Genomic DNA, 26,546 nt, shown 5'->3' with positions numbered 1-26,546 from the left:
CGCACTCCCCCGCACCACCGCCCACACCCGATGCCCCAACCGCCGCGCATCCGACAACCGCTCCACCAACAACACCCCCACACCCTCCGCCCACCCCGTACCATCCGCCCCCGCCCCGAACGCCTTGCACCGGCCATCCACCGACAACCCACGCTGCCGCGCAAACTCCACGAAAATGCGTGGGGTCGACATGACGGCCACTCCACCCGCCAGGGCCATGGAGCACTCCCCGGCGCGCAGTGCCTGGCAGGCCAGATGCAGGGCGACCAGGGACGACGAACACGCCGTGTCCACGGTGACCGCGGGCCCCTCCAAGCCCAACGTGTAAGCGATTCGGCCCGAGGCGATGCTTCCCGCGCTTCCGGTGAGGATGAAGCCCTCCGCGGACTCCGGAGGCCTCGAGGAGTGGCCAACGGGGTAGTCCGGCGGGTTGATGCCGGTGAACACGGCGGTCTGGCTGCCGCGCACCGAGGCCGGGTCGATTCCGGCGTGTTCGAAAGCCTCCCAGGAGGTCTCCAGCAGCAGCCGCTGCTGCGGGTCCATCGCCAGCGCCTCGCGGGGTGAGGTCTCGAAGAACTCTGCGTCGAATCCGGCGGCGTCGTAGAGGAAGCCACCGTGGCGCGTGTAGCAGGTGCCGGATCGGTCCGGATCCGGGTCGTAGAGGTTCTCGACGTCCCAGCCACGGTCGGTGGGGAAATCTCCGATCGCGTCCGTCTCTGCCACGATCAGCTGCCAGAAGTCCTCCGCGGACCGTACCTCGCCGGGAAAACGGCAGGACATGCCGACAATGGCGATGGGCTCCTGCTCCCGCTCGGTGACCTCGTAAAGACGACGGCGAGTCCGGTCGAGGTCAGCGGTCACCCGCTTCAGATAGCTGAGGAGTTCGTCTTCGTGTACCAGTGGGATCACGTCCTTGAGCGTCCTTGAACACCTTCGAAGGACTGCGGAGGAGGCGGGTTTTTGTCGTTTCAGGCGAGGCCGAGTTCGCTTACGGCCAACGGGTGGTGATCCTCAACCGGATCGCGGCATGTCCTCCTCCCGCCGGGGACATGGCTCTGGCTGAAGGCGAGGAGGGCGGGAGCCGGAGGGAAGTGGCGGACCGAGGCGAGCACGATCTCGTGCTGCCCCGCCGGGTCATGACCGCTGAGGCGCGCGCGCAGGGCCGAAGGCCCGGTCCCGGCTGCGCGGCGGTTCGGGCGGGGCAGCCGGTGCGCTTCGGAGCTGATCAGACCCTGGCACAGGGGCGCTGCAGTCGGTGCGCTGACGCGCGGATCCGGTGGCTCCAGGCGGGCGGGGACATGGAAGGCCGGCGGCCGCGCTCTCGCCCCGAGGCTTGGGCAACTGAACCATCTCCAAATTCGGCAGAGGCAGCAGTCAGAAGCAGATGTTCATGGACTTATATGCCAGTGCTGCAGAAGAGTGGTCGCATCGGACTTGAATGCACCTCGAGTGGCGGCGGCCGCAAGTCGGCGATCTTCGGGCGGCGTTATCTACTGGCGAGCCAGGACTGCGCCCCCGCTCGATGCCGGAGGCCCGCTGCTCCCGTCACGAGGAATGGGGAACAGCGGACCGAGGTGGCCGTGGTGTGGGCCGGTGTCAGGTGCGGTAGGCGTAGTACGCGGAGTTCGGGTACGACGAGATGAGGCTGGACAGCGAACGCCGATAGGTGTCGGTGTCGTGGTAGGTGAGGTACGGGACCCCGCTCGAGTTCCGGTAGGAGGTGATCATGGTGTGGTCCTTGGCACCGTCCTTGTCGAAGTCCACCTGCAGGACGTCACCGATGTCCATTTGGTAGGCGTTCGCGAGGGCGGTGGTCCGCTTGGCGGTCTGCGTGAACCAGGACCACTCGTTGACACCAACCCAGGAGTCGGACTGGCCCGACGTGCCGTACCACCAGGTGTCGTAGTCCTCGGTGGAAGTGGTCGCGTGCTTCCAGCCGCCCGCGTAGAGGGACTGGCTGATGTAGTTGGTGCAGTCCCCGCCGGCGTTGTTGAAGCGGCGGTAGGCGGTGTTGTAGTTCTTCCAGTACTTCTCGGCGTACGCAGCCATCGCCGCGTAGTTGTACGTGGTGCCGGTGCCGAGGTTCTTGGGTTTGGCCGCAGCCGGGTATGTGATGGCGGCGCGTGGGGCGTCGATGATGGCGCTCGGGCGTACCGGCGCTGTGCTCGTCGCCGGAACGGGCTCGTTGACCGGGCGGGGGCCCTTGTCCGTGCGCCGGACGCTCGCCAGCTGCCAGCTGCCGTCCGTCTGTGCCGTGAAGGTGAGTTCGTGGTGCGCGGTGAAGCCGGTGGTCGGTGGCTCGTCGCCGCGGATCTTTTCGTACGTGAGGGTGGTGGCTTCGGTGACGCGGACCGTGGCCCGCCTACCCTCTATGCGGGTGCTGTCGACGGTCGTCTTCGTGTCGGCGTCGCTGTAGGCCTCACCAAGCCCGGCCAACCGGGCGCGGGTGCCCCGCACGGAGGCCAGCGCGGTGCTCTCCGTGCGGGAAACCGCGAGCGAGAGCCGCACGTTCCCCTGCGGTTTCTGTGCCGTGCGGGCGAGTTGGGGCCGGTCGAGCAGAGCGGTCGTACGGTCGGTCAGTATGGCGTCCGCTATTCGTCCGAAGGAGGCGATGGTCGCCTGGGTCGCCGCGGGCGACGAAGCGTCAGCGCCGTCGCCGGCGGCGAGGGCCTGGGCGGCGGACAGGGGCAGCAGTGTGGCGGACAGCACGGTCGCGGCCACGGTTGAGCAACGGCTCAACGTCCGAGATCTCACTGGGCTTCTCCTTGACCCCGGGCGGTCGGACCCGGGTGACGGTCATCTTTGCATGTCCTCCTTAACTTTCTCGATTGCTTCACAATATGTCCGGTCTGTTTTGGTCACTCCGCAGCAGGCCGACGCGGCTACTTGCAGGTCACGGGGTAGGGCGATGCGAGACCGGCCAGGAGGCGGAGGGGCTCGCGGTACGACTGCCGCCGTCGGCATGGCGCCGGCCGGGTCGACGAACGTCGTCAAGGCGATGCTGCTCGGGCCTTCGACCGCACTCGGCGGATGCGACGTACTTCGAATTGCTGGGAACAAGCGTTGAGTTCGCTGCATACACAATCCGTGGATTTGCGGAGACCTTGGTTCGGCTCGGCATACTGACGGGGGAACAGGCCGCATCGGCCTGGCGGAGGCCGCCGGGATCGGCATGGACCTCGACGAGGTTTTCGAGGACACCGACGAGCTGACCTTCCTCGTCGGCGAATGCGGCATCGGCTTCCAGACGCCGGAAAAGGTGTCCGGCTATCTTGCGGACGGATATGAGGAGCTGCTGCTCGATGCGGCGGCGTGTTCGGGCGGCTCGGTGGTCGTCGATGACGTCGAGCTGGTGAAGGACGAGGACGGAGGCGAGTACCTGCATTTCCGGCGCAATGGCCGGTCGATATGGCACTCGGCGCGGCACCTGTCCGACGGTACGCGCTATATGGACTGGAATACCGCCTTCGACGCCATAGGCGACCTCGTGCCAGGCAACGACGATCCACGGAGCTTCTACCAGCTGGACGATGATGCCTATGACGCCTGGTGGCTCCTGCTGACGCCTGAACAGGCCAAGGGCCTGGAGGAGTTCGGTCTGCCGGTGCCGGTGGAGCTCGGCAACTGGGTGCGTGACGGGATGCCCGCGGCGGAACCCGAGACGCTCGCGTGGTACATGGAGGACGATCGCCTGCATGCGAGCGAGGAGTCCCGCCGGTGTCTTGATGAGTGGCTGGCCCCCATGGACGCCGCACTGGACCGGTGGCGAGCGGCCCATCTGCCCGGGGATTTCCCCTTCGGCTACTCCCTGGACTCGCTTTCGACGCTGGAACGGCTCGTGCTGGACCGCTTCGATGGCCCCGCCTCGCTGGAGGCGGCGGCCGGTGACGAGTTCTTCGCGGGCGCGGTCAGGTACGTCGGAGAGGCCGCACTGCGGCTGTGTCCGTGTCGCTGGGCGTACCAACACTCCGACGACGGCTCGTCGGTCTTCACCAACGAGCCGCTGATCCGCTCCAACGCCCCGGACGGTTTCGCGGGGCAGTTCTCTCCTGACTACGTACTGCGGACCCTCGTGAGAAGCCGCACGCCCGGTGGCCTGCGGGACTCCATGAATGGAGTCGGGGAAGCGGTCGACAGCTACCGCAAGGCGCTCCGCGCCCGCACCCACGGCCGCTAGCGGGAGGGCTTGACGTCAGCGTCTGGTCAGACAGAAGGGATGCCCGGCCGGGTCGGTGAAGATCCGCCTACCTGTCTCCGCCCGGTTGGTGCCCCGGCCTGGTCGCGCCCAACTCCAATAGCCGGGCCTCGGCCTCGTCGAGGTCATCGACCTCGAAGTCGAGGTGGACTTGTTGTGGCACGGTTTGGCCGGGCCAGTGCGGAGCCTGGTAGTCCTCGACCCGTTGGAAACCGATACACAGCCCGTCCTCGCGGGTGAGGCCGGCGAAGTCGCCGTTGGACTCGGGGTGGAGTTCGAGCCCGGTGGCCTGCCGGTGAAAGGCGGCCAGCTTTTGGGGATCGGCGCAGTCGAGTGTTATCGCCGTGAGCTTCATCTGCGGGGGCATGGCAACTCCGTGACAGCCGGCGTAGGTGATCACATGACCACCTGGGAGCCTACTGGGAGGACCTCGCCGCCATCGCACCTGAGGTGGCCGGCCCGAACCGTCTCGGGCCGACCACTTTGACCCGCAAATGAGCCGAGCGGAACTGCAGCTTCGCTGCCTCTGCCGCCACTGCTTCCGCAGTGGGCAGGACGAGAACGTCTGTGTACGCATCGATGGCCCCCAAGAACACCTGGCAGGCGTCATGCCGGGCCTGCAGGAGCCATCGCTTCGACTCCACCTGAGCCTGATCCTTCACCTGCTGGCGCGCGGCTTCCACGGTCTTCTCGCCGCGTCCATAAGGTCTCCTCCTGCCCCATGCCAGTGCCGGCGTCGACAGAACGACGTTACGTCACACACTTACCCCTGTGGAGGTGACCGGCGGATCGGGACGTGTGGACGACAGACGTCCGGTCGCTACGCCCGCCAGCTGCACCGGCGCTCCCGGCGGCCGGCCGAGCCGTAGCGCAGCGCCACGTCGGCGTGGCCGGTGTCGTGCAAGTACTCCAGGTAGTGGCGGGCGCTGACCCGGGAGACGCCGGTGGCGGCCGCCGCCTCGGCGGCGGAGAGGGTGCCGTCCACGTCGCGGAGCGCCCGCTCGATCAGGGCAGCGGTCTCCACACTCATGCCCTTCGGCAGGGCGCTGCCCGCCGGGGGCGCGAACGCTCAGGCCAGGACGCGGTCCACGTCGGCCTGGCCGCGGACGACCGTGGTCAGCAGGGCGCCCGCGCCGGGTTGCGTACCGTTCGAGGCGGGCTGCAGGTCCTCGTGGTCGAAGGGCTTGGCCGATGGTCGTCCTGGGTCGAGACTTACGTGGGCGGCCGACCGCCGGGGTAGATGGCCTGCAGCGGCCTCGGCGGCCGTGCGACCATCGGACACGGGGGAGTGCGGGGTGGACAAGGAGCGGCACCACAACGGCAGCGGGGACAGCGCGCCGGTGCTGCGCGCCTGGGCCGACATCGCCACCCGACAGGCCAACGAGGTGCTGCGCCGACCGGCGGACGACCCGGCGCGGACCGCCGCGCTGCGGCAGACGATCCAGCATGTCGCCGCCATCGAACGCCTGTTGCCCGCGGACGATCCGCTCCGGGACGGCATCGTCCCTTCCTTGGGCATCCTGATGTGCGTCTGGCTCGACAGCTGTGGGCCGGGCCAACGGCGCGACGCGGCCCGGCCGGCCCGGGAGTACACCCTGCATCACCTGCGCTGGGCCGACCGCACCAGGCCGCTCACCGACCCGCTCGCGGTGCATGCCCGCAAAGCGCTGCTCTGGCTGCTCGTCCCGGAGCACTATGCGCGAGCCATGCGAGCCTCGCGGCAAGGCCCCCGCCAGGAGCGGTCGCTTCGCGCCTTGGGCCCGCAGCCGCTGACCGCATCCGTGCGGGACGACCTGGCGGAGGCCGCAGACGTTCTCGGGCGCCTCGTCGAGGCCCCGGAAGATCCGCAGCTGATCCGACTGCTCGGGTTCGTCGTGTCGGAGATCAAGCTGACACTGTCCGAGGCGGCGGCACCGCACGAGGAGAACACGACGGAGCCGACGGGTACAGCTCCCCTGGAAGACGCCGGCGACGCGTTGGCCGACGCCGTCCAGGGCGTGCTCGCCTGGGCCTCGGAGGACATCCCTCGGTTCACGCGTCTCCTGGTGTGGCTGTCCAACACCGTGTACGAGCTCAGGATCCCCACCGAGAAGGCCGACGAGGAAGTGGCGGCCCTGGGCCTGGACCGACCGGTCTTCGCTCCGCTGCGCGAGCTGTTGGCCGAGCTCAGATCGGGGGAAGGCGACCCTCGGGCGCTGGCCGAGAGGGCCCGTCGCAGCACGGACGTCGCCCGGGGCGCCTTGCGCCGGTTGCCGGCAGGCGTACCCGAACGAGCTCGTATCGCCAAGCTGCACGCCGCTCTGCTGCTGCAGGCCAACTTCCTGGTGCCCGGAACGATGGACTTCGACGAGGTGGACGAGGCCGTGTCGGAGCCGGACCCCGAGCCCGCCGGCCGTTCCGGCCGGCCGGGCCAGGTCACTTTGGAACAGTGGCTGACCAGTCTGATCGATTTGGTACGGGTGCAGCAGACCGGCGATCTGGCACAGCTGGAGAGGGGCGCCGCCCGGCTCCGGGAGATGATCGACGAGTTGTCCGGGGAAGGCGAGAAGGCCACGCCCGCCAGGCAGGCCATCGCCGGCGCCCTGGCTGGGCGTCTCCATTCGGCGGCGATGTTCGGGGGCAGTTTTCAAGCCGCCGACGCCGCCCTGACGATGGCCAGGGCGTTGCTCGCCGCCTACCGCCGCGACGGCTCACCACCGTCCACGAAGATGGTCAACGCGATGGTCTTCGCGGCCCACCATGAGCTGGCCCTGGCACGCCGCAGCGACGACCCTACCGTGCTGCCGCGCCTCATCGAGGAACTGACCGACCTGTACGCCACCCTGCCGCCCGACCAGGAGAACCGCTTCGCCATCGCCGCCACGCTGGCCGAGATCCATCGGGAACAGGCCGCCCGCAGTCAGGATTTGGCCGAGTTCCGCGCCGCGGCCCGGTACCTGCGGGACGTGGTGGAGACCGACCAGCGGCGGATCGCCGGATTGCTCGCACCGTACTTACCGGCCGTGCGGGCCAACGCGTTGATCCAACTCGTCATGATCGATCCCAGCCGGGAGGCCGCTGACCGGGCCGCCGCAGAGGTCCATCGGATCCTCGAGGGACCGCAGCCCACCCCCCACCAGGAACTCCAGCTGCGGAGCCAACTCGGCCGGGCCCTGCTGCACGCGACCCGCCACCTCGATGACCCGCGCCTGCTCGACGAGAGCATCACCGAGCTGGCCCGGGTCCGCGAACTGATCGCCGGAGGGCACGGCTTGCCACACATCTCCGACACCCTGACGCAGCTGGCCGAGGCCTACCGGCTGCGCTGTGCCCGCCACGGCCCGAGCGCCCAGGCGGACCTGGAGGCCTGCCTGGCTGTCATGGGCGAGGCGCTGGTCGGGCTGGCCTCCGACGTCCTTCTCCAACTCGGCTCCGAACACGGCTTGGCCGTGGCCCGTACCGGGTCGGCGCGGGCACTGTGGCTGGCCTACTGGACGACCATCAACAGCCGTCCTGCCGATGCGGTGGACGCGCTGGAACGGGGTCGGGCCATGGTGCTGCGGGCTGCCGCCGCGTCCCGCGGCATCCCCGAGCTCCTTGAAGCCCGCGGTCACCCGGACCTGGCCCGGCAGTGGCGCGCCGAGGCTGCGGCGGACCGGCTGCCGTCCGACACCGCGGCCCCGCTCCTGGGCGGGTCCGCGGAGCGGCAGATCCCGGGCACTCTGCGCCGCAGGGCACTTGACGCGCTGGGCGAGGGCAGCGGCGCGGACGCCGCCTGGAAACCGCTCGAGCCCCCGGACCTGGCAGGACTGACGGCCGGTCTCGCCGCCACCGGTACCGATGCGCTCGTCTATCTCGTCCCCGGGCTCGAACCCGGCCAGTCCGGTCTCGCGCTGATCCTCCGCCCCGACACGGGCAACGCGCCGCCCGCCGTCCTGAAGCTGCCGCTGCTGGCCCCCGGCAGCCCGCCGCTGGAGCGCTACCTCGACGCCACGGCCCGACGTTCCCAGGCCGCCGCCGACGATGCCACGGCCGAGCCGAGCGGGCAGGCGGCGCCGGACCGGCAATGGGAGGCGGCGCTGCGCGAGCTGTGCGACTGGGCCTGGCCCGCCGCGATGGGCCCCGTCCTGGCGGCCGTGGGGCCGCTCAACCGGCCGCCGCGGATCGTCCTGGTGCCCTGCGGGGCGCTCGGCGCGGTCGCCTGGCACGCGGCGCGCACCCCGAACTGGCGCGGCGGGCGCGCGCACCGGTACGCCTGCGAGGAAGCGGTGCTCAGCTACGCCCCCTCCTCAGCCGAGTTCCTGCGGGCCGCGGCCCGGGACCGGCTGCCCACCGCGTCCGGGCAGGTCCTGGTCGCCGACCCCGAACTCTCCCTCTTGTGGGCCGAGATCGAGACCGAGGCGCTGCGCGCGGCCTGCTACCCGGACGGCCTGTGCTACGGCGAGTTCCCCACGGCCGTCAGCGACGCGCCGGGCACCCCGGAGGACATCCTCGCCGTCCTGCCCGGCGGCAGCTCGCCGACCGCCGCCGTCCTGCACATCTCCTGCCACGCCCTGGTCGGCCCGTATCCCACGCGCTCGGCGCTCTGGCTCGCCACCCCGCCGGATGCTCCCCATGACGCCGGACGCCTGACCGTGGCCCGCATCCTGGACGGCACCGCCACTGGACAGCCGAACGCGGAGGGCCCGCTGGTGGTGCTCAGCGCCTGCGAGACGGACCTGAGCACCCGCGACCATGACGAGGCCCTGACCCTGTCCACCGCCCTGATCGCGCGCGGCGCGGCCGACGTCATCGGCTCGCGCTGGGCCGTCCGCGATGCCTCGACGGCCCTGATGATGGCCGTCTTCCACGACTTCGTCACCACGCACGGCCTCGCCCCGGTGGACGCACTGCGCGCCGCCCAGCTGTGGATGATCGACCCGCACCGCGAGCCCCCGCCCACCCTCCATGACGACCTACGTGGCGAAGCCGCCCGCATCGACCTCGGCCAGGTCCATCTCTGGGCCGCCTTCACCCACCAGGGCAACCCGGCGGCCCGGGGTGCGGAGTGAGCACAAGTGTCGAGCTCAGTGGATACGGCGCCCGCGAGCGTCCGCTACGCCGGACTTCCGGAAGAAGTACGTGTTGATGTGGTCCCGCCACTCGCGGGCGCTGCGGAGCTGCTCCTCGTAGCGCTCCGCCGCGCGGGCGTGGCGTGCCGCATCCATCAGGTTCGCGAGCCCGGCCCACACCCGGCGTGCCTCCTCGACCTCCTCCACGCCGTCGAAGTGCGTGTCGTAGATGTGCTGGATCACCGTTTCGCCGCTGTGCAGCACATGCCCGTACGGCACATGGTGGAAGAAGAGCAGCAGCTCGTCCGGGCAGATCTCGGGCGACTCGTACACCTCCGCCCACGGCTTCGCGTACTGCCCGGCGAACCCGGTGCCGGTCGCCCGGCTGCGGTCGACGCCGACTCCGTCCCGGTCGGCGAAGTGGTACGTCCCCCACGGGCTGTACTCGTAGCCGTCCACGCTCGGCCCGTAGTGGTGTCCGGGCTGCACCATGAAGCCGATGCCCAGCGGTGCCGTGTACTTCTCGTAGGTCCGCCAGGAGCCGTCCAGAGCCGCCTGCAGCCCGCTGCGCAGCCGCGCGGGACCAGCGGTCTCCTCGGGGGTGAAGGACAGTTCGATCCACTCGTGCAGGATCGCGCGCGGGTCCGCGTCGGGCTGCCAGGCCAGGCGGCCGACCGCGTACAGGTTCGCCTGCGCCAGCGGGTGCCCGGTCCAGAACGGGTCGTCGCCGGCGTTCGACACCGCCACCAGGCCGCCGCCGCGCGCCAGGTCCCCGACGCTCGCCCCCTCCTCCCCCTCGGGCCGGAACCGTAGCGCGTCGCTCCACATGGGCCCGAGCCAGCACACGTGCCGTTGCTGTCCCGTGTACTCCTGGGTCGCCTGTATCTCCACCGCCAGCCGGGTGTTCGGCATCGCGCCGATCACCGGGGAGACTGGCTCGCGCGTCTGGAAGTCCATCGGCCCGTGCTTCACCTGGAGCACCGCGTTCGGTGCGAACTCGCCGTCCAAGGGAGCGAAGTGGTCGTAGGCCGCGCGTGCCCGGTCCGTCGACCGGTCCCGCCAGTCCTGCCGGTGGTTGTAGACAAAGGCCCGCCAGTGCACCGTGCCGCCGTACGGGGCGAGTGCCGCGGCCAGCATGTTGGCGCCGTCCGCGTGGCTGCGGCCGTAGCTGAACGGGCCGGGCTGTCCCTCGGAGTCGGCCTTCACCACGTACCCGCCGAAGTCGGGTATCGCCGCGTACACCCGGCCGGTCGTCTCCGCCCACCAGTCGGTCACCGCGGCGTCCAGCGGATCGGCGGTGGGAAGGCCGCCGAGCACGACGGGCGCGGCGAAGGAGACGGACAGATGCGTCCGGATCCCGTACGGGCGCAGCGCGTCCGCGATCGCGGCCACCTCGCCGATGCGGTCGGTCAGCAGGTGCGCTTCGGTTTCGTGCACATTCACGTTGTTCACGGCGACCGCGTTGATGCCGCACGCGGCAAGCAGCCTGCCGTAGCAGCGCACCCGCTCCAGTTCGTCCCGTGAGCCCCGTGCCAGGCCGTCCCGCCAGAACAGAGAGCCACCCGAGTACCCCCGCTCCACCTGGCCCATCACCGGATGCACCGCCACGTTGTCCCAGTGGTCCAGCATCCGCAGCGCCAGCGCCGGCCGATGCACCTCGCGCGCCCGCTCGCCCCGGAAGACCGCCTCGCCGAGCCGCACCAGGTGGAACAGCCCGTACAGCAGCCCGGCCTGACCGGCGGCCGTCACCCGTGTGACGCCGCCCGCACGCACCAGCGCGAACCCCTCGTCCCCGAGCCCGTCCCGGTCGCCGCCCTCGCCCAGCTCCAGCACCAGGTCGTACGGCGCGCCCTGAGCCTGCGCACCTCGTACGACCTCACCGCCGAACCGTGCGCAGGCGTACGTCACTTCTCCGTGCACCGTGTCCACCAGGGAGCCCGTTCCACAGATCAGCGTGCGCCGGGAACCGAGCGGGCGGAACACCTCGGGCGGCAGCCACGCCGGGTCCACGCCGCTGGGCAGCGCGGGCACGGGGACGGATGCGGATGCTGTCACGGAAACCCCTGGTCAATGCGGATCGAGCGCGCCGGATCGCCTGGGCGCGGGCGGGCGGCCCAAGTATGCCGTGTGCCGGTCGGGGCCGGGAGGGGCCCGAGACTTCGAAATCACTCTCTTGTGGTTACTCGGGAACTGTTGGAGAGTGACGACTGACATGGAAGCACGTACTCTTCGGTGACTGGGGAACCTGATGGGAACCAAGCAGTTCAGGGGCTCGCCCGAGGACGCGGACCTGGCGCGCGCGGACTCTTTGGCGCGGGAGATCTTCTCGGACGTCGCCAACAAGTGGGCACTGTTGATCATCGAGTTTCTCGGTGAACGCACCCTGCGCTTCAGCGAGTTGCGGAACGAGGTCGAGGGCATCAGCCACAAGATGCTCACCCAGAACCTGCGCATGCTGGAGCGCAACGGCCTGGTCGAGCGGAACGTGCACCCCACCGTGCCGCCGCGGGTCGAGTACACCCTCACCGAGGCGGGCCAGGCCCTGCGAGAGACAATCGACGGAATGTGCGGCTGGACCCGTCAGTACCTCGGTCACATCGACGCCTCCCGCCGCCGCTTCGACGCCTGACGGGTGGAGCGCTCGCACCCCAAGCTGTTCAGTCGAGGACCGCGGTGGCCTCGATCTCGACCAGATGGTCGGGTACGTCCAGCGCCGCAACGCCCAGCAGCGTGGCCGGCGGGACCGGGGTGACCCCCAGCTTCGCGGCCGCCCGAGCGATCCCCTCCAGGAGTAGGGGCATCTTGTCGGGGATCCAGTCGACGACGTGGACGGCCAGCTTCGCCACGTCGTCGAAGGAGCCGCCGGCCTCGGCCAAGGCGGTGCCCACGTTGAGGTAGCACTGCTCGACCTGAGCGGCGAGGTCACCTTCGCCGACCGTGACCCCATCGGCATCCCAGGCGACCTGTCCGGCGATGTGGACCAGCCGTGACCCAGTCGCGATCGACACCTGCCGGTACGCCTCGATTTCGGGCAATCCGCTGGGGTTCACCAGGGTGATGGCCATGCTGTCCGCCTCCTTGTCATGAGAGCCCGTTCGCTCTCCCACGGTTACTCGGAAACCGTAGGAGAGTAAACGCTGACATGGAAGAACGCACTTTTCGGTGACTGGGGAACCGCACGGTGACCGAGGGCATCTGGCAGCCGGCCTCAGTAGACCGCTGCCGGCTGGACGCGCTGTCAGTGCCCATCCCTAATATCCGGCCATGAGCATGATCGGAGAGTACGCGCGTCTGGCCCCCGCTGAACTCGAGCGCGCGGTCCGCGACCCGGACTGGGCCCGAAAGTTCATCGGCGAGCTGGCCGAAGCGGAGCTGGACGCGGGGCCCGGGGCGTCACCGGCGCGCTGCCACGACACCGACAAGGCATGGCACGCCCTCGATTTCCTGCTGCGCCGCCTCGCGTTCCCCGTCGACGTCGTCATCGGCGAGGAGGAAATCCCCGGGGCCGACGACTGGGGCTACGTGCCGCCCCGCTATCTCACGCCGGAGCGCGTGCAGGTGGCGGCTGAGGCGTTCACGGCCATACCTCCCGGGGCCTTGGTCAGCGGTGTCACTCCGGCGGATCTCGTCCAGGCCGACATCTACCCGGTCATCGTCTGGGAAGGCGGCGAGTCGCTGGAGTACGTGACCAGCCACTACCAGGCGCTGGTTCCGTTCTTCCAGGCAGCGGCCCGCGACGGACACGCCGTGGTCGTCTGGCTCGACTAGTCCTTCGTGCCGCCCGTGACCGGCGAAGCCACCCGCACCGCTCCGATGGCATGATCGGACTCTCGACGAGCGCCCTTATCGACTGTCCTTCACCAGAAAAGCATGCTATCCGGCGCAAAGAGTGATCTCTTTGCCTAACATCTAACAAATCGGTCAAACAATTGATACCTATCGTAACGCGGGTGTTTTCGCGAATAAACTGCAGAATCAAGACCGACGCCTGGCGTCAACCACGGGCGATATTGTGGGCCGTGGCGGGTGTGGTGACCCTCGGATTCCTCATCACGCTGGAGATCGTCGCGCGTCGCTACGCCGGCATACCGGGGCCGATGACCACCCAGGCGCAAGAGGTGATATTCGCCCCCAAACCAGGGCCGCTGTACGCCGGCATGGCGTTGATGATGGTGGTGCTCACCTGGCGGCAACGGTTCATCGCGGCTGGTGTCGCGATCGGGATCGACGTCGTCTTCGCGCTGGTGCGGTGGGCGGTCGACGCCAAGATGACCGAGGGCCATTCCTTCGGTAACGGCGCGTTGTGGGTGATGTTGGGCTATGCGGTCATCGCTGTCACGCGCCGCACCGGCCAGGAACGTATCCTGCTGCTGAAGGGCGTCGGGCTGGGCCTGCTGCTGGTGACCGGCCGCAAGATCGGCGATACCTGGCTACTCATCACGTCGAAGACCCGCCCGGCCGTGCTCGACCCGTACCTGGCAGCCGCCGATCACGCGCTGGGCAACCCGTCGTGGCTGGCAGGCCGGATCCTCAGGGCCACCGACCCGATCGGCACCCATCTCCTCGACTTGGTCTACGCTGAGCTTGCCGTGGCCGCGATCGTCGTCGCGCTGTACCAGCTGCGTAACGTGGCGGCCGAGCGCCGCTTCCCGCGCCATCATCTGGTGCGCAGCTTTCTGGTGATCGGCCTCCTCGGGCCGGCCATCTACATGATCTTCCCGGTGGTCGGACCGATCTTTGCCTACGGCCCGGGCACCTCCGGTACCGGCGGTGTGCACTGGGCGATAGCCAACCTGTGGCCAAACACGCCACCGCCGATCACTACCCCGCACCCGGTGACATACGACGACATCACCCCCCGTAACTGCATGCCCAGCCTGCACACAGCATGGGCTACCGCGATCTTCATCCATTCCCGCAAGGGCCCACGCATTCTGCGATTCGCCGGCACCTTCTGGCTGATTGCCACGCTCAGCGCAACCCTGGGCTTCGGCTACCACTACGGCGTGGATCTCATCGCCGGCGTCGTGTTCGCGCTCACGATCGAGGCAGCGCTGCGCTCGCTCGACCGCGGCTGGGACCGGTCAAGAATCCAGCTGGTCGCTTACGGCACAGCGGTCTTCGCCGCGCTCTTGGTGTCATATCGCTATCTGCCGATGGAAATGGCCAAGCATCCGTGGGCGTTCGGACCACTTCTCATACTGGCGATGGCCTCAGTGGTCTACGGCTACGTACGGACCACCAAACTATGGGAACCGAAGGCCGCACCGGCGCGGCAAGCAGAACCGCAACCCGAACTGGTTTGAGCCATGTCGCGTCAGGCTGTCGGCGCTCCGCGCGGTACTGGTCGGCGTGCAGGGCGCGCTCGCGGGTGACGGCCCCGGGGTTGACGTTGCCGCTGGTCGCGGGCCGGCTCGGCATCGTCGACCTCAAGAACGTCGTCCATGTGCTGGTCGAGCCCGCCGGGGAGTCGGTCGGCGGCCGCTGGAAGCCGTGGTTCGTCCCGGGCGCCGAGGCGTTGAACTGCCGGCTCAGAGGAACCGTCGGCTCAGAGGAACTGCTGGATCACCAGCACGGTCGCGCTCGCCACCGCGAGCACCATGGCGACGGCTCTGGTGCGCCGCATGTCCAGTCTGCTCGACAGCGGGCGGGCGAGCAGCACGCCGATCGCCGCGGCCGGGGCCAGCAGGGCGGTGTACCGCAGGCTATCCGTGTGCACGGCCCCGGTCGCCGCCAGCGTGGCCAGGCTCATCGCGGAGCCGGCCAGGAAGAACCCACTCATCGTGGAGCGCAGCTTCGGGCCGCTCAAGCGCTGCCAGACCATGGCCATCGGAGGCCCTCCGATGGAGGTGGCCGTGCCCATCACCCCCGAGATTAGGCCGGCCAGCAGCACCGACCGCCGTCCCGGCCTCGGTACGAAGCCGCGCAGGCTCACCGCGACGCCCGTGAGGACGACCGCGGCGACGAGGAAGGCGAGCTGCCGGGCGGGCAGCACGGCCACCAGCGCCGCGCCGCCCAGGACGCCCGGCACCCGGCCGACCAGCGCCCACCCCGCTCCTCGTACGTCCGCGTGTCCGCCTTCCAGCGCCAGGACCGCCGCCGTGACCCCGGTGGCGAGCAGCAGCACCACCACCGGGGTGAGCGAGGGGTCCAGCGTCGCGATCACCGGGGCGGCGAGCAGGCCGAGTCCGAAGCCGATGGAGACCTGGAACAGCGACCCGACCGCCACGGTGACGAAGAGCAGGGTGAACTCGGGCGCGCTCATGCTCCCGTCGGCCCGATGCCCAGCGGGAAGTGGCACAGGGCCTCGTGCGGTTCCAGCCCGGTGCCCGCCGTGCTCTCGCGGGTGACGGCCTGGGGTGCGTGTTCGGCGCACCGGGCCTCGCTCTTCCAGCAGCGGGTGCGGAACCGGCAGCCCGACGGAATGTCGTACGGGGAGGGGATCTCCCCGCGCAGTTGGATCTCCTCGTCGCCGGTCTGCCCGGAGACGTCGAGCGTGGGCGCGGCCGACATCAGGGCGGAGGTGTAGGGGTGCAGGGGCCGGTCGAAGACGTCTTCGGTGCGACCGTGTTCGATGACCTTGCCCAGATACATCACCGTCACCCGGTCGGAGACGTGTCTGACCACCGACAGGTCATGGGAGATGAAGACGTAGGAGACGCCGAGCCGCTCGCGCAGTTCGGAGAGCACATTGAGCACTTGGGCCTGCACCGACAGGTCCAGCGCGGACACGGGTTCGTCGCACACGATGAGGTCGGGGTCGAGCGCCAGCGCGCGGGCGATGCCGATGCGCTGCCGTTGGCCGCCGGAGAACTCGTTCGGGTAGCGGTGGGCGTCGCTCTCCCGCAGTCCGACGAGGGACAGCAGTTCACGCACCCGTCGGTCCCGGTCCTTCGCCGTGGGCACGATGTCGCGATGGGTGCGCCACGGCTCACCGATGAGGTCGGCCGCGGACATCCGGGCATTGAGCGAGGCGAACGGGTCCTGGAACACCATTTGCACCCGACGCCGCCAGGCCAGCAGTTCCTTGCCCTTGAGGGTGAACGGGTCGGTGCCGTTGAAACGCACCGTCCCCGAGTCCGGCCGCTCAAGCCCGAGCACCACTCTGGCCAGGGTCGACTTGCCACATCCGGACTCGCCCACCAGACCGAGGGTCTCCCCGCGTTCGAGTCGCACATCGACTCCGTCCAACGCGGTCAGGCGTCGGCGCCCATGGCCGAACGACTTGGTGACGCCGCTGACCTCGAGTAGGGGCGGGGAGCCGGCCGAGCCGCCGCCGCGCGGGTTTGCGACGGTAGGTTCGGTGACGGGAACCTCTGATACCTCTGACATATCAGACACGATCGAGCTCCTCGGAGAAGTGGCAGGCGGCCGAGCGTGAGGCGCCGACGGACACCAGGTGAGGACGTTCCTGGGCACAGCGCTCCCTGACCAGCGGGCATCTGGCCTGGAAGACGCAGCCGGAGGGGACCGCGCTGAGCTCGGGTGGGCTCCCCGGCACGGCGGGCAGCGGGCGCCCCCTGACGGCGTGCTCGGGAACGGAGTCGAGCAACCCCTTGGTGTAAGGGTGGCGGGGGCTGGAGAAGACCTCGCCCACCGGCCCGGTCTCCACCACGTTGCCCGCGTACATGACCACTACGTCATCGGCGCGCTGGGCCACCACTGCCAGGTCATGGGTGATCAATACGATCGCCATGTCCCGCTCGGTCTGCAGGTCCCGCAGCAGCCGCATGATCTGCGCCTGCACGGTGACGTCGAGCGCGGTCGTGGGCTCGTCGGCGATCAGCACATCGGGGTCGAGGGCGACGGCCATCGCGATGAGCAGACGCTGGCGCATACCGCCGGAGAACTGATGCGGGTACGAGCGGGCCCGCAGCCGCGGCTCGGGGATGCCGACGCGGGTCATCAGCTCGACCGCCTTCTCCCTGGCTTCGCGCCGCGACAGCCCGCGATGGATGCGGAACGGCTCGGCGAGTTGCCTGCCGACCGGCTGCACGGGGTTGAGCGCGGTCAGCGCGTCCTGGAAGACGATGGACAGCCCGGGGCCGGCGAGCTTTCTGCGGCCCGCTGGGCTGAGCCGCAGCACATCGGTGCCGGACACCCGCACGGATCCGTCCGTCACCTCGGCCACCGGGTCGAGCAGCCCGGCGATCGACAGCGCGGTCATGGACTTTCCGCAGCCGGACTCGCCCAGCAGCGCCAGCGTGCGCCCCTTGCGCACGCTGAAGCTGATGTCGTCCACGGCGCGGACCGTGCCGGAGGGGGTGCGCAATTCGACGCAGAGCCCCTCGACCTCGAGCGCGGCGCCATCGGCCGCGGCGGGCGCGGGCAGGGTTGACGGCTTCACGCGATCACCTCCGGGGAAACAGCGGCTCGGGCCCCGCGCCGCTTCTTGGGCAGCGTCAGACGCCAGCGCTGCGCGGGATCCGTGGCCAGGCGCACCCACGCGGCGAGCACCGTGGCCGACACCGTGGTGAGGACGATCGCGATGCCCGGCAGCACGGCGATCCACCAGGCGGTCTGAAGGTACTGGCGGCCCTGGGCCACCATCAGACCCCAGCTCACATCCGGGGGCTGGATGCCGATGCCGAGGAAGCTCAGCGAGGACTCGGTCAGCATGACGAAGCAGAAGTCGAGCGTGGCCACGGTCAGCAGCGTCGGCAGTGCGATCGGCAGGATGTGCCGGCAGATGATGTTCCGGCTCGGGGTGCCGAAGGTCCGGGCCGCGTCGACGAACAGGCGGCTTCGGAGCTCGGCCGACTCCGCGCGGGCGGTGCGCAGATAGACGGGGATGCGCGCGACGGCGAGGATCAGCACGATGTTCAGCGCGCTCGGCGCGAAGACATACAGCACGACCACTGCGATCAGCAGAGAGGGGAAGCTGAGGATGACATCGGCGACGCGCATCGCGATGTTCTCGCGCCAGCCCCCGTGGTAGCCGGCCCACATCCCCAGCGCGGAGCCGATCAGCAGCGAACACAGCACCGCGGGCACGGCGACGTACAGCGTTGTCCCGGCCGCCTCGATCAGCCGTGCCAGCACGCTGCGGCCCAGCACGTCCGTGCCGAGCAGCCCGTAGAAGCCGTGGTCGAGGGACGGCGGGCGCAGCGAGGCGCGGAGGTCCTGCCGTATCGCTCGGTCGCCGATGAACAGTCGGCCGAACAGCGCGACGAGGAACACCAGGGCGAGGATGACGGCCGCGACGGCCGCGCCCCGGTCCCTGCCGAGCAGCAGCCACCAGCGGGGCGGACGGGTACGTGGCGAGGCGGCAGCAGGAGCGGCTTCAGGAGCGGTTTCAGCGGAGGGACGGTCAGCAGGATCGGTCATGGTGGCTCCTTCGCTCACGCCGGCACCGCCTGGCGGACTCTGGGGTCGATCAAGGCGTGGCAGACGTCGACGAGGATGTTCAGCGCGAAGATCGTCACCGCGGTGATCAGGACAGCGGCCTGCAACACGGCGAAGTCGCGCTGCAGAATCGAGTCGATCATGAGCTTGCCGATTCCGGGCCAGCCGAAGATCGTTTCTACGATCACCGCGCCGTTGACGAGACCGACGGTGAGATCCCCGGCGACGGTCAGGACGGGCGTGATGGCGTTGCGCAGGGCGTGTCCGAACACGACGCGCCCGGCGCCGGCTCCCTTGCTGCGGGCCACCTTGACATAGGGCGCGGACAGCGCGCCGACCATGCTGCCGCGGACCACCTGGACGAGCACGCCGAACGGGCGGATCAGCAAGGTGGCGATGGGCAGTACCCACACCTCGGGGCCGCCCAGGGTGCCGGAGGTCGGCAGCCAGTCCAGGCCCACGCCGAAGACCAGCACGCCCATGATCGCGAACCAGAAGTCGGGGATGCTGGCCGCGATCATCGACAGCAGACCGGCGATCCGGTCGATGAGCGAGTTGGGCCGGTAGGCGGCGAGGCTGCCGACCAGCAGCGCTCCGAGGATCGCCAGGAGCATGGTCATGCCGGCGAGCTGGAGGGTGACGGGGAACGCGTCGAGCACCATCGTGGCGGCCGACTGCCCGGTGCGCAGCGAGGTGCCGAAGTCGAACTGCGCGGCCTGGGTGAGGTAGTCCCACAGCTGCGCCGGGATGGAGTCGTCGAAGCCGTGCGCGGCCGAGAACTGCGCGCGCTGCTGGGGAGTGGCGCTCAGTGGGAGATAGAGGTCGACCGGGTTGCCGGTCAGGCGTGCCAGGCAGAACACGCCCAGCACCACGAACACCAGCGGGATCGCGCTGGAGATGATGCGCTTGCCGAGGAATGACGTCATCTCAGTGCTTCCCCGCCTTCGCGGGACTGGCCTCGGCCAGCCGCATCTCGTCCCCGGTGGCGGAGTTCGGCCGGTACCGGACCGACGGCGACAGGCCGAGCAGCCCGCGCATATGGGCCAGGTAGGCGAACTGCGCGACCGTCTTGTTCTGGTAGGCGAGCAGATTCGCGAAGGCCTTCTCACGGGCCTTGCCGGACAGCGCGTTCGCCGCGGCGATGCGCCGGTCGAGTTCCGGGGTGCCGAAGGTGGACTGCGGGCCGTCGCTCAGCAGGTACTGACTGGTGGTGAAGGCCGCGTCCCCGGCCTGGTTGCCGTGCATGACCAGCATCGCGATCGGCCCGACACCGCGGGGCAGCGGGCGCAGCTGGTACTGAAGACTGGTGGCCGTGTCCGTCATGCGAATCCTTACGTTCAGCCCTATCTGCGCCATCTCGTACTGCAGGGCCTCGGCCGTCTCCGCGATCCCGGCGAACTGGCCGTTGCGCGCGACGAGGGTGATCCGCCTGTTGACGGGGACGCCGTCGGCTTCCGCCTGCTTGACCAGCGCGCGGGCCTTGGCCACGTCGTACGAGGGTGGGGCGAGTTCGTCATTGTGGCCCACCACGCCGGGCGGGACGAGTTGCGCGGCGGGCTTGGCCTTCCCGTCGAGAAGGGCGTCGATGATGCCGTCGCGGTCGATGGCCATGCCGATCGCCTTGCGCACCCGGATGTCGTTGAGCGGTGCCTCGCGGCCGTCCAGCCGTAGAGCGGTCGTCTCGTTGTTGGGGTAGGCGACCGAGTTGTCCTTGGTCGCGTCCATGGGGTCCAGCGATGTGGTGATGTCGGCCTCGCCCTTGTTGATCATGGCGGCGCGGACACTGGCATCGCTGCGCCAGACATACGTGGCCCGGGGGTAGGCGGGAGCCTTCCCCCAGTACTTGGGATTGCGGGCAAGGGAGATCGAGACACCGGTCTGCCACTTCCTGACGGCGTAGGGGCCGGTGCCGATCGGTATGCGCACCTTGGCCTTGGCGTCGGTGGTGCGCGGCACGATCTCGATGAAGCTGATTCGCAGCGGGAGGATGGGGTCGGCCTTCTTGGTGGTGACGGTCAGCCGGGTGGGGCTGACGGCGCGCACGTCGAGCTTCTCGTCGCCGAAGACGTAACCGTCCACGTTGCAGGCGAGATCGGAGTTGACGGCGCGGTCGATGGAGAAGACGGCGTCCTTCGCGGTGAACGGCTGTCCGTTCTGGAACGTCACGCCGGAGCGGATGTCGAAGGTCCACGTCGTCGGCTTCGTCTGCCGCCAGCCGGTCGCCAGCAGCGGTGCCAGCTTGCCCGAGGTGGGGTCCCGTTCAATCAGCGGTTCAGTGATGTTGGAGCGGACCACGACCCCGGTCGCGGTCGTCGATGACTCGCAGGGCTCCAGCGTCGGGGGTTCCTGGGTGAGTACCACACGCAGTGTGCGGCCGTCCGCGCTGCCGGCGTCGCCCGCGGTGTCACTGTTGGCCACGGCGCACGCGCTGGTCAGCAGCATCGTGCCCAAGGTCAGAAAGGTGAGAACCGGGTGTGCTCGGGACCTTCTTGGGCGAGGGAAGGAGCGTACGGAGGACTTCATCGTCGGCGTATCTCCGAAAGGGCTGAAGTGGTGCCGCCGGAGACGCGATTGCTGACATGACTGTCCATACATGCGTACCCGGTCTGCATTTGTAAACGCCGAAGCTAAGGCCGAGGTGCGGGGGCGTCAAGGGGTCTGGCCAAAGCGTTGGTTGTGCGGCCCGAAGCGGGTCGGGGCGAGTCCCCTCGCCATCCATTGATACGGAAAAGGTATCGAGCGATACACTTTTGAGCTTAGACAGGCATCGAAATCGGCCATACGCTCCCGGCCATTCCATAAGAACGGGAGTGAGTCCATGCCTTCCTCAACTGGCACCGGCGGCACCGGCGGCACCGTCCTTCAGCTGTGTCCACTGCTGCCGACCCTCGAGACCGCGCTGGCCACGCACCATCACACCGTGCGACTCGCGGAGCTGCCCGATCCCGACGCCTATCTGCGGGACCACGGCGGCGAGGTGGTGGCGGCCGTGACCAGTGCGCGGGTCGGTGTGTCGAACGATCTGATGGACGCCCTGCCCGCGCTCCGCGCGATCGTCCACTTCGGAGTCGGCTACGAGACCACGGACGTCTCCCGGGCCCGTGCGCGCGGCATCGACGTCAGCAACACCCCGGACGTGCTCACCGACTGCGTGGCCGACCTCGCCGTCGGCGCCCTGATCGATGTGATGCGCCGGCTGTCGGCCGCCGACCGCTTCGTCCGCCGCGGCGCCTGGGACCAGGACGCCTTCCCCCTCTCGGCCAAGGTGAGCGGGAAGCGCGTGGGCATTCTCGGGCTCGGCAGGATCGGCCGCGCCATCGCTCGGCGGCTGGAAGGCTTCGGCGTGGAACTCCTCTACTGCTCACGCACGCCCGCCGAGGACGTGAGCTATCGCCGCATGTCCTCGCCCGCTGAACTCGCCGCGGAATGCGACGCGCTGGTCGTGGCGGTCTCCGGGGGCGGCGCCACCCAGGGCCTGATCTCGGCGGGCGTGCTCGACGCGCTCGGCCCTCAGGGCTACCTGGTGAACGTCTCAAGGGGCAGTGTCATCGACGAGCCGGCTCTGGTGCACGCCCTGGTGAACGGCGAGATAGCGGGCGCGGCGCTCGATGTCTTCGTGGACGAACCCCGCGTTCCGAAGGCCCTGCTGGACCTGGACGCGGTTGTTCTGCTCCCGCACATCGCCAGTGCGACCCATGAGACCCGTGAGGCCATGGGGGAGCTCACCTTCCGCAATCTGCATCAGTTCATGACCGAGGGCACACTCCTCACGCCGGTGCCGGAACATTGACAGCCAGATGGACGCCTGTTTACAAATGAAGACGTCAGCTACATATGAGGATGGTGTCCATGGGTGGGACGGCTGAACGCATCGCCGAAGTCACGGTCACTCCGGTGGCCTTCCGGGACTATCCCCTGCTCAACACGGTGGGAGTGCACGAGCCGTACGCGCTGCGCACCATCGTGGAACTCACCACGGAGAGCGGTGTCACCGGCATCGGTGAGACCTACGGCGGCACCGTGCACCTGGAGCGGGTGCGCCGGACCGCCGAGGACCTCGTCGGCATGGACGTCTGGAGCCTGAACGACCTCATGCTGCGCACCCGTCGCGCGCTCGGTTCGGACACCGCCGGAGGGGACGGCATGTCCGGCATGGTCACCGGCAGCAGCGCGGTGGACCGCGTCGTGTCCCCGTTCGACGTCGCCTCCCTGGACATCCAGGGCAAGCTGGTGGGACGGCCGGTCAGCGACCTCCTCGGTGGCGCCGTGCGTTCCACCGTGCCCTACAGCGCCTACCTCTTCTACAAGTGGGCGGGGCACCCGGATCAGGCGGACGACGACTGGGGTGCCGCGCTCGACCCGGACGAACTGGTCGAACAGGCCCGGCGCATGATCGACCAGTACGGCTTCTCCTCCATCAAGCTCAAGGGCGGCGTCTTCCCTCCCGACGAGGAGATCGCCGCGATCCGCGCCCTGCGGGTGGCCTTCCCCGACCTGCCGCTGCGGCTCGACCCGAACGCCGCCTGGAGCGAGGAGACGTCGCTCCACGTCGCCCGTGAACTCGACGGAACCCTCCAGTACCTGGAGGATCCGACCGAGGGCAGGGCCGGCATGGCGGCCGTGGCACGGCAGACCGACACACCCCTGGCGACCAACATGTGCGTCGTCTCCTTCGAGGACCTCGCCCCCGCCGTCGCACAGGGCTCGGTGGGCATCGTGCTGGCCGACCACCACTTCTGGGGCGGCCTGCGGCGCGGTACGCAACTCGCCGCGATCTGCGAGACCTTCGGCCTCGGAATGTCCATGCACTCCAACTCCCACCTGGGCATCAGCCTCGCCGCGATGACACATCTGGCCGCCGCCACACCACGGCTGACCTACGCCTGCGACACGCACTGGCCGTGGAAGCGGCCGGACGAGGATGTGATCGACCCGGGGGTCCTGCGGTTCACCGAGGGGCGGGTCGAGGTGCCCACCGCCCCGGGCCTCGGCGTGGAGCTGGACCGTGACGCGCTCGCCCGGCTGCACCGGCAGTACCTCGACTGCGGGCTGCGCGACCGCGACGACACCGGCTACATGCGCCGCTTCGACCCCGCCTTCGAGCTCAAGACCCCCCGGTGGTGACCGCGGTATGCGCATCATGCTCAACCACCCGATCCTGAGCAGGTTCACCGAACGGCTGAAGACGGGGACCGAGGGTCGGCACGAGTGGCTGGAGGCCTCCGAGTGGGACGCGGAGCGGATCACCGAAGCCTTCGCCGACATCGACGTCTACGTCGGCTCACGGCTTGCCGAGGACGACGCGCGGCAGGCCCGACGGCTCCGTCTCGTCCACGTGGTCGGCGCGGGCCACGACGGCATCCCGCTGGAGGCGCTGGGGCCGGAGGTGACCGTGGCCAACACCCACCACCACGGCAGGTCGATCGCCGAACACGTCCTGATGTGCGTACTGATGCTGTCCCGGCGGGTGCTCGCGGCCGATCAGGAGCTGCGTGCGGGGCGGTGGCGGAACGTCGCCGTCGACGCCACGCTGCCTTTCGGGGACACCTTGCGGGGGCGGCGCGTCGGTGTCATCGGTTTCGGGGAGACGGGGACGGAGATCGGCCGGCTGTGCCAGGCGGTCGGCATGGGCGTACGGGCCGTACGCCGCGATCCGTCGGCCCCCCTGCCGGACGATCTGCGGCCCGACTGGGTGGGCGGCGCGGAGCGGCTCCCGGAACTGCTGGCCGACTCCGACATCGTCGTGGTCACCGTTCCGCTGGGGCCCGCCACCCGCGGACTGATCGGACCGGCCGAACTGGCCACGATGGGGCGCCACGCCCTCCTGGTCAATGTCGCCCGCGGCCCCGTCGTCCAGGAGGAGGCACTGTACGAGGCGCTGTCGGCCGGCACCATCGCCGGCGCGGCCCTCGACGTGTGGTGGGCCGGCCCTCCGCTCGCGCCGAGCCGCCTGCCGTTCCACGCCCTGCCCAACGTGGTGATGACACCGCACAACTCCGGTCATACCGAAGAAACCTTCGCTGCCCGGGCCACGGACATCGCGGCCAACATCAACCGGCTGGAACAGGGAAATCCCCTCACCAATGTGGTGCGTGAGGCCGACTCGCCGACGTAATTACCGGCACCCGCGCTTCCGGAGGGGAACTCACGTAAACTTCTCCTCCGTTATCGCGCTCGGTTGGGTCGGGGAGTGGGGGATCCGCGTCATGGTGACTTTCGCGCAGTTGAAGGCGGTCGACCCCGCTCAGTTCGAGCAGGCGGCCGATGGTTGGCACAAGGTCAGCAGCAGCGCCGGGGCGGCCAAGGACCGGCTGGACAATGAAATCAACGCAAAGCTTCGCGGGGGCCTGAAGGGTCAGGGGGTCGGCGCGGCGCTCGGCCGGCTGCAGCGGCTGAGTGAGAACTTCCACTACATGCAGGTGGAGTGTGCCCTGGTCCTGACGGCGTTGAACGGGCTGGCCGCGGAGTTGCGGGCGGCGAAGAAGAAGATGGACAACGCCGTCCAGGACGCCCAGGACGCGGGGATGACCGTCAAGGAAGACGGTTCGGTGCAGTACACACCCCCGTTGGTGCTGCTGCCGGGCCAGGAGTACGAGCCGGCCGGGAACGGCCGGGCGCCGTACGTCACCACGACGCCGAAGCAGCAGGCCCAGGGGTACGCCGACCGGATCGGTGACGCGCTCAAGGACGCGACCGACGCGGACGGCAAGTACGCCAGGACGCTGGGCAAGCTGATCACCACCGCCGATCTGTCGGTCACCAAAGACGAGTGGATCGACGCGGAGAAGGACCGGGGGGACGTCAAGAAGACGGTCGGGGACCATCTGCGCGATGTTCCCAAGGACAAGTCACCCAAGGACAACGCGGCCTGGTGGAAGAGCCTCAGCAAAGAGGAGCAGGCGGAGTACATCTCGCTGTATCCGGCGAGCGTGGGCAAGCTGGACGGCTTGCCCGTCGAGGACCGCGACGAGGCGAACCGCATCTGGTTCAACGAGCAGCGGGCGAAATACCAGACCGAGCTGGCCAACCTGCCGCCCGAACCGAGGCCCAGGTCCATCCTGGCCGGACGGTCCATGGTGCCCAATCCGGAGTGGAGCAGGTGGGACAGCAAGCGCAAGCATCTGATCGGCTCCCTCGACGGCATGAACCGCATTCAGATGCGTTTCAACTCCACGGGAAAGGTGGACGCTTTCCCTGATTCCAGGCTCTTCCGTCACCAGCCGCGCGGCGACGGGCTGCCGCCGGCGTATTTGCTGGATTTCGATGCCGAGAAGAACGGGCGCGCCATCATCGCGAACGGCAACCCGGACACGGCCGATCACACCGCCGTGATGGTCGGCGGCACCAAGAGCAGGCTCAGCGGCATCTACACGCCCATGGTCGCGGGCACCAACCTCTGGCAGGCCGCCAGCGCGATGCCGGGCGAGCCCAAGGTGTCGACCATCACCTGGAACGGTTACGACGCTCCGCAGAACCTGTTCCCGGAAGGCGTGTCGAACAAGTACGCCGACCGGGCAGCAGGAGATTTCAACGACTTCCTGTCGGGGCTGCACACCTCCCACGACCCGTCGTCCGACGACCATCTATCGGTGCAGGCACACAGCTACGGCACCGTGGTGGTGGGCTCCGCCGCCCGCCAGGGCACCCTGGAGGCGGACGACGTGATGCTCAGCGGCACCCCCGGCGTCCAGGTGGGGCGGGCCGAGGACCTGGACGTGCCCCCCGGACATGTGTGGAACCAGAAGGCGCAGGACGACCTGGTCCCCAAGTTGGGAGCGCCGACCCACGGCCACCACGAGGGCCTGACGCAGTTCATCACCCCCAACGACCCGATCTTCGGCGCCCACCAGATGTCCACCGACACCAAGGGGCACGGGAACTACTGGCTGGTCGGCTCGGAGAGCCTGGAGAACCAGGCGAGAGTCGTGGTGGGACGCTACGACGAGGTCCGGATGAAGTAAGCCACACACTCGCGC

Annotated in this window: 19 protein-coding genes and 2 pseudogenes; 9 read left to right on the top strand and 12 right to left on the bottom strand. The window is 69.2% G+C overall.

What is annotated here, in order from left to right; all coding sequences use genetic code 11:
* Both PV419_RS20430 and PV419_RS20425 read right to left on the bottom strand, forming a co-directional pair.
* Positions 1-900: beta-ketoacyl synthase N-terminal-like domain-containing protein (locus PV419_RS20430; RefSeq protein ID WP_319690946.1), on the bottom strand; the 900-nt coding region annotated here is incomplete at its 3' end.
* 696 nt (positions 901-1,596) lie between these two features.
* The gene (locus PV419_RS20425; RefSeq protein WP_319690903.1) at positions 1,597-2,739 is read right to left on the bottom strand and encodes an amidase domain-containing protein; all 1,143 of its coding nucleotides are present in this window, start codon (positions 2,737-2,739) and stop codon (positions 1,597-1,599) included.
* A gap of 433 nt (positions 2,740-3,172) precedes the next feature.
* On the opposite strand from PV419_RS20425, the gene PV419_RS20420 reads away from it, so the two are divergent.
* Positions 3,173-4,177, top strand: a complete 1,005-nt coding sequence (locus tag PV419_RS20420; RefSeq protein WP_319690901.1) for a hypothetical protein — start codon at positions 3,173-3,175, stop codon at positions 4,175-4,177.
* A gap of 15 nt (positions 4,178-4,192) precedes the next feature.
* Here the strand turns inward: PV419_RS20420 and PV419_RS20415 are convergent.
* Positions 4,193-4,562: pseudogene (locus tag PV419_RS20415) on the bottom strand (VOC family protein).
* Between the two features lie 453 nt (positions 4,563-5,015).
* Positions 5,016-5,381, bottom strand: a pseudogene (locus tag PV419_RS20410) (two-component system response regulator); the annotation flags it as partial.
* 109 nt (positions 5,382-5,490) lie between these two features.
* Here PV419_RS20410 and PV419_RS20405 point away from each other — a divergent pair.
* Entirely contained in the window at positions 5,491-9,225 is a 3,735-nt protein-coding gene (locus PV419_RS20405; RefSeq protein WP_319690899.1) for a CHAT domain-containing protein, read from the top strand.
* Between the two features lie 15 nt (positions 9,226-9,240).
* On the opposite strand, the gene PV419_RS20400 is transcribed toward PV419_RS20405, so the two are convergent.
* A complete protein-coding gene (locus PV419_RS20400) occupies positions 9,241-11,280 on the bottom strand; it encodes an alpha-glucuronidase (protein ID WP_415925336.1) in 2,040 nt (679 codons plus the stop codon).
* Between the two features lie 193 nt (positions 11,281-11,473).
* On the opposite strand from PV419_RS20400, the gene PV419_RS20395 reads away from it, so the two are divergent.
* A complete protein-coding gene (locus PV419_RS20395; protein ID WP_319690897.1) occupies positions 11,474-11,854 on the top strand; it encodes a helix-turn-helix domain-containing protein in 381 nt (126 codons plus the stop codon).
* Between the two features lie 28 nt (positions 11,855-11,882).
* Here the strand turns inward: PV419_RS20395 and PV419_RS20390 are convergent, their stop codons facing one another.
* Positions 11,883-12,290 carry a RidA family protein gene (locus tag PV419_RS20390; RefSeq protein ID WP_319690896.1) on the bottom strand — a complete coding sequence of 136 codons (408 nt, stop codon included), beginning with the start codon at positions 12,288-12,290 and terminating at the stop codon, positions 11,883-11,885.
* 199 nt (positions 12,291-12,489) lie between these two features.
* On the opposite strand from PV419_RS20390, the gene PV419_RS20385 reads away from it, so the two are divergent.
* Positions 12,490-12,993, top strand: a complete 504-nt coding sequence (locus tag PV419_RS20385) for a YfbM family protein (RefSeq protein ID WP_319690895.1) — start codon at positions 12,490-12,492, stop codon at positions 12,991-12,993.
* Between the two features lie 182 nt (positions 12,994-13,175).
* Positions 13,176-14,531, top strand: a complete 1,356-nt coding sequence (locus tag PV419_RS20380; RefSeq protein ID WP_415925335.1) for a phosphatase PAP2 family protein — start codon at positions 13,176-13,178, stop codon at positions 14,529-14,531.
* Between the two features lie 242 nt (positions 14,532-14,773).
* Here the strand turns inward: PV419_RS20380 and PV419_RS20375 are convergent, their stop codons facing one another.
* From PV419_RS20375 to PV419_RS20350, 6 genes are read right to left on the bottom strand one after another with little or no spacing between them, the layout of a single operon-like run.
* Complete coding sequence (locus PV419_RS20375) at positions 14,774-15,490, bottom strand: sulfite exporter TauE/SafE family protein (RefSeq protein ID WP_319690894.1); 717 nt, start codon at positions 15,488-15,490, stop codon at positions 14,774-14,776.
* Positions 15,487-16,557: an oligopeptide/dipeptide ABC transporter ATP-binding protein gene (locus PV419_RS20370; RefSeq protein WP_319690893.1), complete on the bottom strand. Its 1,071-nt coding sequence runs from the start codon at positions 16,555-16,557 to the stop codon at positions 15,487-15,489. Before PV419_RS20370 ends, PV419_RS20375 begins: the two co-directional genes overlap by 4 nt.
* Position 16,558: 1 nt before the next feature.
* Positions 16,559-17,572 carry an ABC transporter ATP-binding protein gene (locus tag PV419_RS20365; protein WP_319690891.1) on the bottom strand — a complete coding sequence of 338 codons (1,014 nt, stop codon included), beginning with the start codon at positions 17,570-17,572 and terminating at the stop codon, positions 16,559-16,561.
* Positions 17,569-18,552 (bottom strand): ABC transporter permease, encoded by a 984-nt coding sequence (locus PV419_RS20360; RefSeq protein ID WP_319690889.1) that lies wholly within the window; start codon positions 18,550-18,552, stop codon positions 17,569-17,571. Before PV419_RS20360 ends, PV419_RS20365 begins: the two co-directional genes overlap by 4 nt.
* Before the next feature lie 14 nt (positions 18,553-18,566).
* Positions 18,567-19,496: an ABC transporter permease gene (locus PV419_RS20355; protein WP_319690887.1), complete on the bottom strand. Its 930-nt coding sequence runs from the start codon at positions 19,494-19,496 to the stop codon at positions 18,567-18,569.
* A gap of 1 nt (position 19,497) precedes the next feature.
* Positions 19,498-21,012, bottom strand: coding sequence for an ABC transporter substrate-binding protein (locus PV419_RS20350; RefSeq protein WP_319690886.1), 1,515 nt, complete (start codon positions 21,010-21,012; stop codon positions 19,498-19,500).
* Positions 21,013-21,388: 376 nt separating this feature from the next.
* On the opposite strand from PV419_RS20350, the gene PV419_RS20345 reads away from it, so the two are divergent.
* The 4 genes from PV419_RS20345 to PV419_RS20330 all read left to right on the top strand — a co-directional run bounded on the left by PV419_RS20345 (position 21,389) and on the right by PV419_RS20330 (position 26,531).
* A complete protein-coding gene (locus PV419_RS20345) occupies positions 21,389-22,360 on the top strand; it encodes a 2-hydroxyacid dehydrogenase (RefSeq protein ID WP_319690885.1) in 972 nt (323 codons plus the stop codon).
* Positions 22,361-22,410: 50 nt separating this feature from the next.
* Positions 22,411-23,694 (top strand): glucarate dehydratase family protein, encoded by a 1,284-nt coding sequence (locus PV419_RS20340; RefSeq protein ID WP_415925334.1) that lies wholly within the window; start codon positions 22,411-22,413, stop codon positions 23,692-23,694.
* A 7-nt stretch (positions 23,695-23,701) separates the two neighbouring features.
* Positions 23,702-24,685 carry a 2-hydroxyacid dehydrogenase gene (locus PV419_RS20335; protein ID WP_319690882.1) on the top strand — a complete coding sequence of 328 codons (984 nt, stop codon included), beginning with the start codon at positions 23,702-23,704 and terminating at the stop codon, positions 24,683-24,685.
* A gap of 91 nt (positions 24,686-24,776) precedes the next feature.
* Complete coding sequence (locus tag PV419_RS20330) at positions 24,777-26,531, top strand: alpha/beta hydrolase (RefSeq protein WP_319690881.1); 1,755 nt, start codon at positions 24,777-24,779, stop codon at positions 26,529-26,531.
* Positions 26,532-26,546 lie beyond the last annotated feature (15 nt).

The sequence above is a fragment of the Streptomyces sp. ME19-01-6 genome (genome assembly GCF_033793745.1).
Lineage (GTDB): Bacteria > Actinomycetota > Actinomycetes > Streptomycetales > Streptomycetaceae > Streptomyces.
Note: the sequence above shows the minus strand (reverse complement) of the source record. Positions and strands in the feature narration are given on the sequence as shown.